The following is a 13,563-nucleotide window of genomic DNA, read 5'->3' on the forward strand; positions in this document are numbered from 1 at the left end:
AGATGTCGAACCTCATGGAACCAGTCCGTAGGCCGGTCGGGTCGGCGGTCTGGGTACCGGGCTGCTCTGCGTTGGTCTGCCAGCTCGTCCAAGGGAAGTGCCCGCGCATCCACTTCGCACGAGCGTGGATCATGGACGTGGCCGTGAAGCAGCTGTCCGCACCGACCCGTGAGATCATGGCGCCGCCGCCGCGGTCCCTCGTCATTCGTTTGGTGAGAAAGGTGGTGAACAGAGGGCCGACCTAACTCACTGCGTCCACCGCTAGTTCCCAGGGAAAAGTTGCAACCTTGGCCCCGCCGGAGCGGGGTGGGTGGGGCTCGAAGGCATCGGGACCGAGGAGGACGGTCACACCGGCCGCTCGTAGCTCCTCGACGCTTCGGCTGAAGATCCGGTTCGCCGCGAGTGCCTGGTTGACGAACGGCAGCACGGCGATGGGCAGGCCGAGGCCGGTGAGCTCGGCCATGACGCTCAAGGGGTATGTGTCGGCTGCCCCGGAGGCCCATTTGTTGATGGTGTTGTAGGTAGCGGGAGCCACGATGACGGCGTCGGCGTCGGGTACCTTCGCCGGATCGCCCGCCGGCCGGTAGGTGGTACGGACGGGACGGCCGGTCTGTTGTTCGAGGGCCGGTACGTCCAGGAAATGGGTAACGGCTGCAAAGGTTGCGATGAGCTGCACTGTCCACTCGCGCTGCTGGGCCAGCTCCACGAGTCGGCCGACCTCGCTGGCGGGCCCGGCTCCGCACACCACGACGTACAACACCCGCCTCGGGCGGTTCACCTGGGCAGCCCAATTTGCCGGGCCAACTGGCGCAGTTCGGCGAGGGGACGGACGTCGGGGCGCTTGAGAAGATCGCCGACAAGCTGCTTGCCGACCGGCCGGCACCGTACTTCTTCGGGGGCGATCCGATCGGCATCGAGCAGGGCCCGAGTGGCCCCTGCGGGATCGCCGGCCTGACGGTGGGCTTCTGCTAGATCAAGCAGGTAGTTGGCCCTGCGCTCGCGGGGAAGTCGGTTCAACCGGACTGGGTCAATGGTTCGCGCGAAGGCCACAGCGGCGGCTCCTTCGTGCAGCCGGACGAGCGCCGCCAGGCGGTGGAGCTCGACGTTGGTGACGCCGAAGGCGGTCACCCGGTGACTGAAGTCCGGCGCGAGGGTTCGGGCCACGGCGTCGGCCTGCTCATGGAGGGCCAGCGCGGTGGCGGCATCGCCTTGGGATGCGGCGGCAATCTCGGCGGGCAGGAGCAACATCCCGTAGAGGGAGGTCAGCTCAGGATCGCCGGTGATCTCGCCTTCCATGCGATCGGCCATGGCGATGAGCAGGTCCACGGCTTCGGCAAGCTGGCCGGTCTGGGCCATGGCGCGGGCGACGCTGCGGGTGGCCCGCGCCAGACAGATTGTGTCGCCGGTCTGGCTCGCCAGGTTGATGGCCCGGTCGGCCGCGAGCCAGGCCACATCGGTGGTCTCGAACTTGAGCAGGGTGGACGACGCCAGGCGGTAGGTCATCACCAGATGGCGAGCGGCCTCCAAGCGGGCGTCATCGCCGTCGAGGGTTCGCACAGCAGCCTGGGCCTGACCCATCAGACCGGGCAGGACACGGCCCATGACGGTGAAGTGCGAGGACAGCCAGGCTGCGCAGGCATGGTCGACCTGCTGCCGTATCCGGGTCAGGTCGGGGCTGCGGGTGCTGCCCCGAGGGTCGAGAAGGGCATCGTAGGAACCGAGCGCTGCACGGATGGCCTGCACCTCGGTGCCGTCGAGGCACTGGGCGGCGCGTTCGGCGGCGTCCTCATCGGTGAGGGCGGCCTCGGGGACGTCCAGGGCAGCGGCAACCCTTTCCAGCATCGGCAGGCGCACAAGATTCCGCTGCCCGGCTTCGACCTTGTCCACCCAACTGACGGACCGCTCGCAGAGGTCAGCGAGCTGCTGGCGGGTGAGACCGCGCCGCGTGCGCCAGTAGCGCACCCGCCCGCCGATGCCGCGACTGTCCATAACCACTCCACGGATAAGGCACCGCACCGGAACGATCCACCCTGCCACGGATCGTATCGCCCGACCGGGCTGATCCCGTCCGGCCCTGGGCCTCTTCCTGAGCTAGGGCCACGGACATTTTGTCCAACCCTGGGGTCCGGATGGCCCCTTAGGTTCAGGCATGTGCTTACCGGCGGATGTGTCGATCATCACCCAGCCGTGCAGGAGGGAAGCAAATGAAGGCCGCGGTTCCCCGAGTGCCGTTCATGTGGATCCGCTTGGGGAGTGCTGGCGCTGATCTGTGCCGGTCCTCCGGAGCGGGTCCGCGGATGGAACCGGGACCGCGGTGGGCACGCTGATCGCTGGACAAGACCGGCGGACGGCGAGGCATACGCCCATTCCCTGTCGAATGTACCGGGTTGCCGGGTCTTGCCCAATAGGCAGGTCGCCGACCCTTGATCGTCGCCGGCTCTGGCCGAGTTGACGGTTCTCTTTCCCCTTCCCGTCCGCGCCGTCGTCGTCCTCGGATGCGGGCGGGAAGGTTTCCATCAACCTCTCTATTCGATCGGGAAGTGTCATGCCCCCGAACTATTCGATGCGCCCGCATGATACGGGGATCTTCGACCAGACCGTTGAGACCACGGCTCCCACGGAGCTGTTGGGTAGGGTCCTGGACCATCACGCGCGCCTGGCCCTGACCGCGGACCAGATCGTGTCGTTGCTGAATCTCCAGGCCGAGTACCGCCGTGGGCGCAGGGACATCGAGCTTGACATGGCCCTGGCCGCGCACGCCGTGGCGGTTACGCCCGAGGCGCTGACGGCGGATGGGCGTGAGGCGCGCAAGGTCGTCTACGGGCAGCGTGGTGGGTATCTGGCCGCGCTCGAGGCGCGGGGTGATGAGTACATCGCGAAGGTGATGGCGGTCCTCACCGCGGCTCAGGTGGACACGCTGATGGAGATCTACGTCGAGGAACGGCGGGATCACCTGGAGAAGATGACGCAGATCCTGGCCGACGCGGTGGGCCCGCGGTTCGTGCTGGCGGAGCCGGACCCGGACGGCGACGGCTACCGCCTCGTCGACGGCCGGGTTCTCGCGATGCTCTGATCCGGCATCTCCCGCTCGCGGGCACCAGCTATGTGGGTGGTGAGGGCCTCGTGCGGGCGGGTGGTGCCGCCGGCCCCGACGCCTGGCTGCGCTGGCGCCTTCCTACTGTCTGCCCATCCGCGGCTGTCGGACCTCACCCCTGGGTCCGGGCCGCGGGTGGGCGGGCCCCATCCTGGACGAGGGACGACATGATCGACGATGACGGGGGCGGCGGTGCCGCGCCCACCCTGGTTTCCACCTCCTCAATGTGGCCTACGACCGACCTGAAGATCGATGTGCCGCATTCGGCGCGGATGTATGACTACTACCTGGGTGGGAAGGACAATTTCCCGGCGGATCGGGAGGCCGCGGAGCGCGCTCTGGCCGTGTTTTCTGCGGCTCGGGTGATGGCGCAGCAGAACCGGGCGTTCATGGTCCGGGTGACGCGGTATCTGGCCGGTGAGGTTGGGGTCCGCCAGTTCCTCGATGTCGGTACCGGGATTCCGACCAGCCCGAACCTGCACGAGGTCGCCCAGGGCATCGCCGTGGACGCGAGGGTCGTGTACGCGGACAACGATCCGATCGTGCTGACCCACGCCCGTGCGCTGCTGGCCAGCACCCCGCAGGGCCGGACCGCCTACCTCGACGCCGATCTGCGCGACCCCGAGCGGATCCTGACCGCGGCGGAGTTACAGAGCACCCTTGACCTGACCGAGCCGGTCGCGCTGTCTGTCATCGCGATCCTTCATTTTGTCCCCGACGACGCCGACCCGTACGGGGTCGTCGCCCGGCTGCTGGAGGCGTTGCCGTCCGGGAGCTACCTGGCGTTGACCCATGCGACTGCCGATTTCGACCCGGCGGCGCAGGAGATGGCGGCGACATACCGGGCGCGGGGGATCACCGCGGTCGAGCGCAGCCGCGCGCAGGTGACCCGCTTCTTCGATGGTCTGGAGCTGGTCGAGCCGGGTGTGCAGGTGGTGCACCGCTGGCGTCCCGACGACCTGACAGCGGCCCCCGATATCACGGATGCGCAGGTGAGTATCTATGGCGCGCTGGGACGGAAACCGTGAGCGGGTTCAGCTGGGATGATCCCCTGCCCGCTATCGAGGTGGAGGGGGCGGTCGATTCCGAGACGGTGCGGGAGTTGCTGCTGGAGGGGGCCGGTGCGGGCTCGGTCCTGACCCTGTCCAACCAGGACCTGCCGGGCCCGTGGGCCAGCGCGGGCCAGCCGGTGGAGACGCTGGAGTCGGTGCCGGAGGACTGCGTTGACGGTGTCCTCGCCGTTCAGGGGTTCACCACGGTGCCGGTGCGGCCCCGGATGGGCCAGATCGCCCGGGTGCTGCGGATCGGGGGCTGGTTCGGTCTGGCCCAGTCGGATCACACCTGTACGTTCGCGGGCCTGCATCTGGGCGGGTGGACACACCGGGAACGCAGGGAGATCGACGCGGCGCTGCTTGCAGCGTTCCCGCACCAGCGGGGCGCGGTGGTCGAGGAGCTGATCTGGGAGGCCCGGGAGCAGGACCTGCGCCCGACCCGTCTGCATCTGGGATTCGCCCACCGGCAGGTGAGGGTCGGGGATCTGGATGACTACCTGCGCGACGGGCCTGCGGCCGGGATACCCGGCCCGCTGGATCGGATCACCGCCGTAGCCGGTGTGAAGCTGGCCGACCGGTACGCCGAGGCGTGGTTGGAGGCGACTGCGGCCGGTCCGGTGACGGTGTCCACGCCGATGGTCGTCCTGGCCGCGCGACGGGTGGCGGGAGATTCGCCGGCGCCCGTCGCCGGGCCCCCGCGTCGTCTCCCCTCGCTGGCCGAGCCGATTCGCAGCCCTCGCCCGGAAGCAGAGCGGGCGATCATGGACGCTCTGGGTGAACATCGGCGGCGCTGGGACGACCTGGTCGCTGGGACGCGCAGCGGGTCCCGGCGGGAACGGGAGGGGTCGACATGAGGCCCACCCGGCCGTCGACCGCCGCCGGCGGGCTCGGGCCCGGCAGCGGGCTGGGCCGCGGCCGATGACCGGCGAGGGCGGCCACCGGCCGCGGTGGACGTTCGCCGTGGAGGATCCCCTGCCGCTGCTGGTCGGCGGCGTGGGTTTCCGGGGGCTGGTGTACGAGAGGGCCGAGCGGGGGCCCGGTGCGCGGGTGCTAGACCTGGGCGGCGACCCGAAGCTGTCCCGGGAGGTGGCCGAGCACGCCGCCGGCGGCGCCGAGGTCGTGGTGCTCGCAGGCGACGTCCCGATCTGGAACGGGCTGGTGCTGGACGACGGCGCGGTGGGGCTCGTCGTCGGCAACGACGCGCTGCGGGGCCCGCTTGTTCCGGCGCTGACCGAGATCGCCCGGGTGGTGCGCTGCGGCGGGTGGGTCAGCCTCATCCAGCCGGCGCATGACCGGGTGTTCACGCCCGCGCTGGCCGAAGACGGGCCGGTCCCGCCGCGGGTACTGGAAGGCGAGGTGATCTGGGCGGCGCGCGCCGTCGGACTGCTGCCCGTCATGGTCGGCCTGGGATTCCAATACCGTGAGGCTCCGGTCGGCGCCGTCGACGGTGTGCGCAGCCCGGTTACGGCCCTGCCCGTCACGCTCGCGACTCCTGTCGTGCAGATCGACGCGGTCCGCGTCGATCCGCGTCCGGACCGTACCGTTCCACCGGGCAGCTGGCCCGAGTGGTACGAGGCCTACCGGCGGGCGCTTGACCAGGCCCTCGCCGTGGGGATTCCGCCCGCCGCCTGGCAGATCGCGCAGGCGATCGGCAACCACCTCGCCCGCGAGAACGACCCGCTCTGCCACTGGCCGAACAGGGTCGCCCCCATGTGGACCCCCTTTCACACTCCCGGCGGACCACGATGACACCGACCTTTGGAGCCGCGATGCCCCCCGATGACGGTGAGACCGACGTGAACGCCCAGATCCTGGCGGAGTTCCGGCGATTCTTCCGCTTCGGCAAGCTGTGCCTCGGTGCCGGCGCGCTCGTCTCGATCGCGGTCATGCTGTCGAGGGTCCTGTGAGCGACGACGACGCTGACCTGCATTCCCATTCCAGCGAGTCGGACGGCACCGTCCGCCCGAAGGTGCTCGTCCGCCTGGCCGCCGAGGCGGGGCTGACATTCCTCGCGTTGACCGACCACGACACCATCGGTGGCCTCAGCGAGGCCGCCGGTGCGTTGCCCCGTGGGCTGACGCTGGTGCCGGGCGCGGAGCTGTCGTGCTCGCTGAAGGTGAACGGCAGGCTGCGCACGGTGCACGTACTGGCCTACCTGTTCGACCGTGAAGACCGGGCGTTGGGTGAGGTGATGGGCCGCGTCCGCGCCGACCGGGAACGGCGGGCCCGGGAGATGGTGAAGAAGCTGGCAGAGGACGGCCATCGGGTGACCTGGGATGCGGTGGAGGCGCTGGCCGGGACCGGGTCGGTCGGGAAGCCGGCCATCGCCCAGGCCCTGGTCAACGCCGAGGTCCTGCCCACGATCGAGGCGGCGTGGACGCCGCAGTGGCTCGATTCCGGTGGCCGGTATCACGTGTCGAAATGGCAGCCGGACGCCGTCGACGCCATCGGGTTGGTCCGGGCCGCGGGTGGGGTCGCGGTGCTCGCCCACCCGCTGCGTAAGGACCGCGGCGGGGTGCTCACCGACCAGCATCTGGCCATGTTGGCCGCGGCCGGTCTGTTCGGACTTGAGGTCTTCCATCCCGAGCACGACGCTGACCAGCAGCGCCGGCTGCGCGGACTGGCCGCCGATCTCGGTGTCGAGGCGACCGGGGGCAGCGACTATCACGGCGACCGCAAACGCCAGGGGCTGGGCGCGTACCGGACCTCCCGGGAGGTGGTGGAGCGGCTCATCGCGGCCGCCTCCGGTGCCACGCCGATCCGCGGCTGATGGGCTTCTTGCGGTCGCGGTGGGTCCGGGGGTCGGATCTCGACGGCCTGCCCGAGCGGACCCGCCGGGACATCGAGGAGGCGACACGGTCGGCGGATGTGTGCCTCGCGATCGCCTTCGTCTCCTGCCTTCTGATCATCGTTGTGGCGTACGTCGTGTAGATCGTGTGGGCTGTCGCCGATACAGACGGAGAGGTCGGAAGTGCCGGTGGGGGAGATGGGGGAGATGGCCGCGGGATCAGGGGTGTGGTCGGGGCAGTTGTTGGATCTGCTCGATGCTGCGGGCAGGGCGGCGGCCCTCACCCTCGGCGTGGAACAGGTCCTCGACTCCGACGCGGTGATCGTCTGGCAGGACAAGCCGGCCGACGAGGTGCTGTTGCTGGTGACCGGCTGGGCGCGTAGCACCAGCATCACCCCGTCCGGCCGGGTGCTGCTCCACGATCTCCACCATCCCGGCGACGTCCTGGCGGAACGGCCGGGCGGCCCGCGGACCGCGACGGTGACCGCCGGCAGCACCGTACGGCTACGCAGGATCGCGCACTGCGACGTCCGCGGGTTCCTGGCCGCCAACCCGGGGGCCGGGGCGGCGTGGCGGCAGAGCCTGTGTCCGCAGCGACGCGCTGCCCGCCGGGCATGGTGGATGGCCCCACACCTCCCGGTCCCACGCCGGGTGGCCAGGCTCCTCCTCGAGGAGCATCGAACATTCGGCCAGGACGGGATCCCCCTGGTGCGGCGTGATCTAGCCGCGATGCTGGGCCGGTCGGCGTCCACGGTCCAAGCGGCCGTCAGCGGCCTGCGCGAGGCGGGGGCCGTCGACGTCGTCGCCGGCTCCCGCCGTATTCACATCATCGACGTGGCCGCCCTGCGCCTGCTGGCCGGGGAGCCCGCGCCGGTGGACGACCTGCACTGCCCTCCGGGGGCAGAGGGCTGTGTGGTCTGCGGGGAGGGCTGGTGACCCCCGGCCCGCAGCCGGGCCGGCGCCGCGACCGGTTCCTCGCGCAGCATCGTGCGGCGCTGCTGCGGCTCTCCGCATACCCACCGCAGGGGCCGGCCGGCGTCCTGACCCGCGAGCAGGGAGGCGCGTTCCGCGCCCGCACCTGGCGGGTGGACCTGCTCGGCGCCTGGTATACCGACGCGGCCGCGGAGCTGCACCGTCCCGGTCGGCGTCCCGGCATGCCCGCGCTGCCCACCCACGACGCCGGCCACCGCCCGCAGCTCGAAGGGCCGACCGCGTCCCGGGGGGCGTCATGACCGGCCCCGCGGCACGCGCGGGCCTGCGGGCCGACGTACCGGCGGTACCGGCTGTGGTCGGGATCGGCGCGTTCCCCCTCGACTACCGGCTGGCCGGCGGGACGGGGTGGGGCCGGCTACGGGGCCCGCTGGCCGGCGCGGGCATCGATGTCACGATCGGCGGGGAGACCCTGCTGCCCGCCACGGTGCGCCTGGACCCGGCCGAAGCCGGGACCGTCGACACGGTCGCCCTCGGCGGGCCCGCGTTCTCCACCCTCGCCGCGCTGCGCCACCTCGACTCGACCCTGACCCTGGGCGTCGTCGGGATGGCCGGACAGGTCCCCGCGGGCGTGACCCCGATCCGGACCACGCTGGAAGACCTGCGGGTCGACACCCGGTTTCTCTTCGCCGTCGACGCGCCGGCGCAGAGGTGCCTGACGCTGCCCGGACCGGACGGGCAGCAGACCCTGCTCACCCAGCCCGGAGCCACCACCGCCCTGCCCGACCATCTGGCCGGCCAGCGTGAGGCGCTGGTGGACTACCTGACCGGCGCACGGATCATCCACCTGACCGGCGTGCCAGGCCCGCAGGCCGCCCCGGCACTGCTGGACCTGCTCGGAGCCGTCCACGCCCGCCAGCCCAGCATCATGATCAGTGTCGATCCGGGGATGTGGGCGACCAGCCCCGACCCGACCGTGAGCGCACTGCTCGCACTCGGCTCCCTGCTGCACCTCACCCCCGCCCAGTGCACCGCCCTCGCCCACAGACGCGCCGCGGACCCGCCGGGCCAGGGGCATGCCGACGCCGCCCACAGCATCCTGGCGCGGCTGGCCGAACCGGCCACCGTCGTGCTGCGCGAGCCCGGCGGGGCGCTGCTCGCCCGTGACCTCGGCCGCACGCCATCTGCACCGTGACAAGCCGGATGGTGGGCCTGGAACTCAGACGGGCGCTGGTAATCCGGGATCGTCGGCGTCGGCTACTTCTTCCGATCAAAAGTGAAAGGACATGAAGGTGACTCGAATCGGTACGGTGAAGCGTTCTACCAAGGAAACGGATGTGCAGGTCGAGGTGAACCTCGATGGTTCGGGCCTCGTGGATGTCTCGACTGGTGTGGGTTTCTATGACCACATGCTTGCGCAGCTCGGCAAGCACGGTCTTTTCGACCTGTCGGTCAAGACGGTGGGGGACCTGCACATCGACGCGCACCACACCGTCGAGGACACGGCCATCGCGCTGGGTGAGGCATTCAAGCAGGCTCTCGGCGACAAGGCCGGCATCACCCGGTTCGCCGATGTGACGGTTCCTCTGGACGAGGCCCGCGCGCACGTCGTGGTGGACCTGTCCGGCCGGCCCTACCTGGTTCACGACGAGCCGGCGGGACTCGCCCCCATGATCGGCACCTTCGACACGACGCTCACCCGGCACATCTTCGAGTCCTTCGTGGCGGCCAGCCGTATCTGCCTGCACATCGAGGTGACGCGGGGAAGGAACGCGCACCACGTCGTCGAGGCCCAGTTCAAGGGCGTCGCGCGGGCCCTGCGCGCCGCCTGCGCGCTCGACTCCCGGATCGTGGGTGTGCCCAGCACCAAGGGAACTCTGTGATCCGCCAGCGTGACCATCGAGCCGCGCGATCTCATCCGCGTCGGGGTCGGCCGGCTCTCGGGCGGCGTGCCCGCGGTAGGCGACGTGATCCTGTGCGACGACGAGGACAGCCAACAGGCATCCGCCGTCCTCGTCGCCGTCGAGGGAGACCGGCTGACGCTGCGGCTGGACATGACCTCGTTCGTGTTCACACCGACCTGGTCGAAAGATGACCGGCTACACGGAGAATCCGGCGTCCCACCAACACCGAGCTGCCGGGTCTGCCCGCGGTGGCCGCAGCCGAGGCGTCTGGGGCGGGCTCCCGGGAACGCGGGGCCGCCGGTGACGGAATGCGTCCGTCGTTGCGGTGGCCGCGATGCTGGCCCGGATCCTGCTGGTGCTGACACACCCGCATCTCCCAGGAGAGGCGAGACGGCGCAGGTACGACGCCTTCACCCCGGCCCCCGTGCCGTCAGCGGGCCAAGCCGCCCGGAGATGCGGTGGGCGGGCCGGTTCCTCGGCACCCTGGACCCACCGGCCCGGGCCGCCGTCCTGAGCATGGGGCACGGAGACGTCGTCGCCGCGGGTGCGCCCGTGCTGGCGAAACCCGACGTGGGCCGGCTCGTGGTCGTGCTGCTCTCCGGCTGGGTGACGGTCACCGCCGCCGCGCAGAACGGGACGACGGCCATGCTTGCCGTGCATCACGGCGGTGAGGTGGTGGACGCCGAGTCGGTGGCGGCGGTGGGCGGGGTGCGGGTGACAGCGGGGGCGCTCACGCTGGTCCGGCGGATCCCGGCCGACCGATTCGCCGAGGCCCTCGCCGCGCACCCGTCCGCCGCGGAGGCGTACTGCCACGCGCAGTGTCGCCTGCTCCGGCAGGCGACCCGGCAGTGGATCACAGGTCTCGCGCCGATCCCTGTGCGCGTGGCGCGCACGGTGCTCGACCTGACCCGCGGCTTCGCGGACCGGCGCGACGCGGCGGGACAGGTGGTGATCCCACTGAGCCAGACCGAGCTGGCGGAGCTCGCGGGTGCTTCCCTTCCCTCGGTGCACCGTGCGCTGACCGGTCTGCAGGACACGGGTGTCCTCACCCGGGGGCGCCGAGCCATCAGCATCGTCAACCTGCCCGCGTTGATGGTGGCGGCCGGGACGGCCGCCGCGCTGGCCGGTCCTGGGGCAGACCTGCCGGAGGCCTGCCCTGGCTGCCCGAGGCCGCCGGCCTCATCCCAGCGGGGAGACGAGCCACGCCGGCCTCCCCTCGACCGTGGTACCGAGGAGGCTCCGTGACCGACGAGGACGTGCGACGGCTGCTGTTCGGCGACGACGAGCACTCCGGCGATCTGCCGGTACACCGACTCGTGACGTCGGAGGCGAGTCGTGTGGCGTCACCGGACGGGTTCCACTGCGCGCAGGCCTGCCTGGTCATGGCGGTGGAGAGACTGGGCCATCCGCAGCGGCTGACCCTCGCCGAGGCCGAACAGATCACCGGCTTCCGGCCGGGGGTGGAAACGTGGCCCTACGCGATGCTCGCCTGGCTCGCCGAGAACGGTTACGAGGTCCGGCACGAGGACGCCCTCGACGCTGTCGCGTTGACGCGCAACCCCGAGGCGGAGCTGCGACGCTCGGGCCTGGACGAAGAAGCCCTGACCTACCTGATGACGATCAGCGATTTCGAGCGGGAGCGTGCGGCGATCACCCGCTGTCTGGCCACCAGACAGGTGTCCTTCGTACCCGGCGTCCCTGATCCGCGGCTGTTGCCGGACCGGCTGCACGCAGGCTGGTTGCCGCTGCTGTCCCTGGATGCCGCGGTCCTCACCCGCCGGGACCGGGGCGGGTTCGAGGGGCACATGGTCCTGGTGACAGCGACGATCGGCGGCTACGCGTTGGTGCAGGATCCGGGGCCGCCGGCCCGCTGGGACTGGGCAGTCCCCCTGCAGCATCTTGCGACGGCCCTGCGGTCCCCGGCCGAGACCTCCGGGACGATCACCTACGTCAGGCCAGCGAAGAGACAAGTCGCACCGGTGCCGGGGTTGCTGTCCGCGGAGGCTTCGTGATTCCCGCGATCCGGCCGAGGACCGCGACGGTCCAGGGCCTGGGCGGTGTGCAGGCGGGTCGGCTGCGCGCGGCCCTGGCCTGGGCACACCAGCGCGCGAGCCGCACGGGGACGTTTCCCCCCAACCTGCTGGCGGACCGTCTGCAGGTGCCGGTCGACGAGGCGGCGACCCTGCTCAACAACCTCGCCCTGCTCGGCGTGGCCGAGCGGTACCGCGCGCCCAGTGATGCCTGGGTGTATGCCTGCGGCCCGCTGCTCGCCGCGGCGCCGCCCGCCGATCCCGCGGCACGCCCGCAGGAGGAGATCCTCCCGCGGGAACTGTGGGCCGCGATCACCATCGCCCAGGCCGAGACCGGCCTGGCCTCGGGCGAGACCATCGCCGAACTGCTGGATGGCGCCCGGCGCGTGGATCGGGTCGACGTGACGCTGCGCCTCGCGGTGCTGGCCGTGCGGGGACTGCTCCTGCTGGGCCCGGACCGGGGTGCGGCGCACCGCCAGTGGCAGGCGACCGCCCGCGGCACCTACTGGTCCCGCGACCTGCTGGCCCGGGGGCTCACCGACCACGAGGTGTGGACGGTCCTCGGCGCCAACCCCCTGAACGTCGACGCCGAGGTGGACCTCCTCACCGCCGCCCGCCGCCTCGGTGTCTCCGGGGAACGGCTTGACGGCTGGGTGGGCCGGCACACCCGCGCCGGTCGTTTCACCCGGGTCGGCCCGGGGCTGCGGCTCACCGGCTTCGGCCGGGAGGCAATCAACGCCGTGCGGGAAAGCCCGGGGCAGTGAGACCGCACCCCTGCCGCCACCAAGCTGGCCCCTCCCGCCTAGGGACGGAGCCGGGGTGCGGCGCGCGGGGTGGTGCCCGCGTGCCGCACCCACAACGTGGGCCAGCGGCGACGCTCGTATGGCGGGTCGCCAGCTCCCGAGCCCCCGGCGGGGCCCGGCCGTCTTGGCACCGGCGGGCTTGGTGACGGCCCAGGACATCGGGCAGGCATCTGTCCGTGCGCTGCGGACGTCGCTGCTGGTCGCGGCGGCCCGCACGGCCCACGCCGGGATGTTCTCCGCCGGGCCGGTTGCAGCTGCCCTGGAGGCGACGGCCATCCAGGTGGGCCGCTGGCTGGACCTGCTCGCCGTGCTGGGCCTACTCACCCGCTACCCCACGGCGGTCCGGGCCTATGCCTGCCAGCCGCCGCTTGTCGCGGCACGCGCCGCAGACGCCCGCCCGCTCGACGAGGTCAGCCCAAGCGAGCTGTGGGCGGCGGTAGCCACAGCACAGCACCCGACAGGCATCGCAACCGCGGAAGCCATCGCCGCTCTCCTCGACTCCTCCGGCAGTCGGGTGGACCGGGTCGATCTCCTGCTGCGGCTCGCGGCCCTCTCCGCCGCCGGGCAGGTCCCCACCGGGCTGCGGCTGACCGAAGGCGGATGGACGGCCGGCGCGTGGACGCCGCCAGCATCGTGACCCGCCGGGCCCGCGGGTTCGCGGTGTTCCTGCGGGCGGAGACCACCGGTGGGCTGCTCCTCGTCGGCGCGACGGTGGCCGCGCTGGTCTGGGCGAACGCCGCACCCGGCGCCTACCACGCGGCGTGGTCCACCCCGGCCGGCCTCGGCCCGGCCTGGCTGCACCTGGCCGACATGCACGTCACCGACTGGATCGCCGACGCCCTGCTCGCCGTCTTCTTCTTCACCGCCGGCCTCGAACTCAAGCGGGAACTGACCGACGGCGCCCTGGCCGACCGGCGCAGCGCGGCGCTGCCCGTCGCCGCCGCGGCCGGCGGCATGATCGC

General features: G+C 71.6%; 18 protein-coding genes. 16 read left to right on the forward strand and 2 right to left on the reverse strand.

Annotated features, from left to right (window positions below; genetic code table 11):
• Positions 1-241: 241 nt before the first annotated feature.
• A complete protein-coding gene (locus ND748_RS01235; protein WP_251743448.1) occupies positions 242-778 on the reverse strand; it encodes a flavoprotein in 537 nt (178 codons plus the stop codon).
• A complete protein-coding gene (locus tag ND748_RS01240; protein WP_251743449.1) occupies positions 775-1,989 on the reverse strand; it encodes a helix-turn-helix domain-containing protein in 1,215 nt (404 codons plus the stop codon). The genes ND748_RS01235 and ND748_RS01240 overlap by 4 nt, the downstream gene beginning before the upstream one ends.
• A gap of 556 nt (positions 1,990-2,545) precedes the next feature.
• Here ND748_RS01240 and ND748_RS01245 point away from each other — a divergent pair.
• From ND748_RS01245 to ND748_RS01320, 16 genes are all read left to right on the forward strand, one after another.
• Positions 2,546-3,073 (forward strand): hypothetical protein, encoded by a 528-nt coding sequence (locus tag ND748_RS01245; protein ID WP_251743450.1) that lies wholly within the window; start codon positions 2,546-2,548, stop codon positions 3,071-3,073.
• A gap of 245 nt (positions 3,074-3,318) precedes the next feature.
• Entirely contained in the window at positions 3,319-4,122 is an 804-nt protein-coding gene (locus tag ND748_RS01250) for an SAM-dependent methyltransferase (protein WP_251743469.1), read from the forward strand.
• On the forward strand, positions 4,119-5,000 hold the full coding sequence (locus ND748_RS01255; protein ID WP_251743452.1) for a hypothetical protein: 882 nt from the start codon (positions 4,119-4,121) through the stop codon (positions 4,998-5,000). The genes ND748_RS01250 and ND748_RS01255 overlap by 4 nt, the downstream gene beginning before the upstream one ends.
• A 64-nt stretch (positions 5,001-5,064) precedes the next feature.
• Positions 5,065-5,895 (forward strand): hypothetical protein, encoded by an 831-nt coding sequence (locus ND748_RS01260; RefSeq protein ID WP_251743453.1) that lies wholly within the window; start codon positions 5,065-5,067, stop codon positions 5,893-5,895.
• A 20-nt stretch (positions 5,896-5,915) separates the two neighbouring features.
• Complete coding sequence (locus ND748_RS01265; protein ID WP_251743454.1) at positions 5,916-6,053, forward strand: hypothetical protein; 138 nt, start codon at positions 5,916-5,918, stop codon at positions 6,051-6,053.
• The gene (locus ND748_RS01270; protein WP_251743455.1) at positions 6,050-6,916 is read left to right on the forward strand and encodes a PHP domain-containing protein; all 867 of its coding nucleotides are present in this window, start codon (positions 6,050-6,052) and stop codon (positions 6,914-6,916) included. Before ND748_RS01265 ends, ND748_RS01270 begins: the two co-directional genes overlap by 4 nt.
• Entirely contained in the window at positions 6,916-7,077 is a 162-nt protein-coding gene (locus ND748_RS01275; protein ID WP_251743456.1) for a hypothetical protein, read from the forward strand. Before ND748_RS01270 ends, ND748_RS01275 begins: the two co-directional genes overlap by 1 nt.
• Before the next feature lie 64 nt (positions 7,078-7,141).
• On the forward strand, positions 7,142-7,870 hold the full coding sequence (locus ND748_RS01280; RefSeq protein ID WP_251743458.1) for a Crp/Fnr family transcriptional regulator: 729 nt from the start codon (positions 7,142-7,144) through the stop codon (positions 7,868-7,870).
• Entirely contained in the window at positions 7,867-8,166 is a 300-nt protein-coding gene (locus tag ND748_RS01285) for a hypothetical protein (protein WP_251743459.1), read from the forward strand. Before ND748_RS01280 ends, ND748_RS01285 begins: the two co-directional genes overlap by 4 nt.
• Entirely contained in the window at positions 8,163-9,059 is an 897-nt protein-coding gene (locus ND748_RS01290) for a hypothetical protein (protein ID WP_251743460.1), read from the forward strand. Before ND748_RS01285 ends, ND748_RS01290 begins: the two co-directional genes overlap by 4 nt.
• Before the next feature lie 97 nt (positions 9,060-9,156).
• Entirely contained in the window at positions 9,157-9,747 is a 591-nt protein-coding gene (gene hisB / locus ND748_RS01295; RefSeq protein WP_308205564.1) for an imidazoleglycerol-phosphate dehydratase HisB, read from the forward strand.
• Between the two features lie 9 nt (positions 9,748-9,756).
• Positions 9,757-11,013, forward strand: a complete 1,257-nt coding sequence (locus tag ND748_RS34415) for a Crp/Fnr family transcriptional regulator (RefSeq protein WP_251743463.1) — start codon at positions 9,757-9,759, stop codon at positions 11,011-11,013.
• Positions 11,010-11,780, forward strand: coding sequence for a hypothetical protein (locus tag ND748_RS01305; protein ID WP_251743464.1), 771 nt, complete (start codon positions 11,010-11,012; stop codon positions 11,778-11,780). Before ND748_RS34415 ends, ND748_RS01305 begins: the two co-directional genes overlap by 4 nt.
• On the forward strand, positions 11,777-12,562 hold the full coding sequence (locus ND748_RS01310) for a hypothetical protein (protein ID WP_251743465.1): 786 nt from the start codon (positions 11,777-11,779) through the stop codon (positions 12,560-12,562). The genes ND748_RS01305 and ND748_RS01310 overlap by 4 nt, the downstream gene beginning before the upstream one ends.
• Positions 12,563-12,743: 181 nt before the next feature.
• Positions 12,744-13,238, forward strand: coding sequence for a hypothetical protein (locus tag ND748_RS01315; protein WP_251743467.1), 495 nt, complete (start codon positions 12,744-12,746; stop codon positions 13,236-13,238).
• Positions 13,217-13,563 (forward strand): Na+/H+ antiporter NhaA (locus ND748_RS01320; RefSeq protein ID WP_251743468.1); only part of this gene is annotated, 347 nt, incomplete at its 3' end. The genes ND748_RS01315 and ND748_RS01320, both read left to right, overlap by 22 nt.

This window comes from Frankia sp. AiPs1 (assembly GCF_023716945.1).
Taxonomy (GTDB): Bacteria; Actinomycetota; Actinomycetes; order Frankiales; family Frankiaceae; genus Frankia.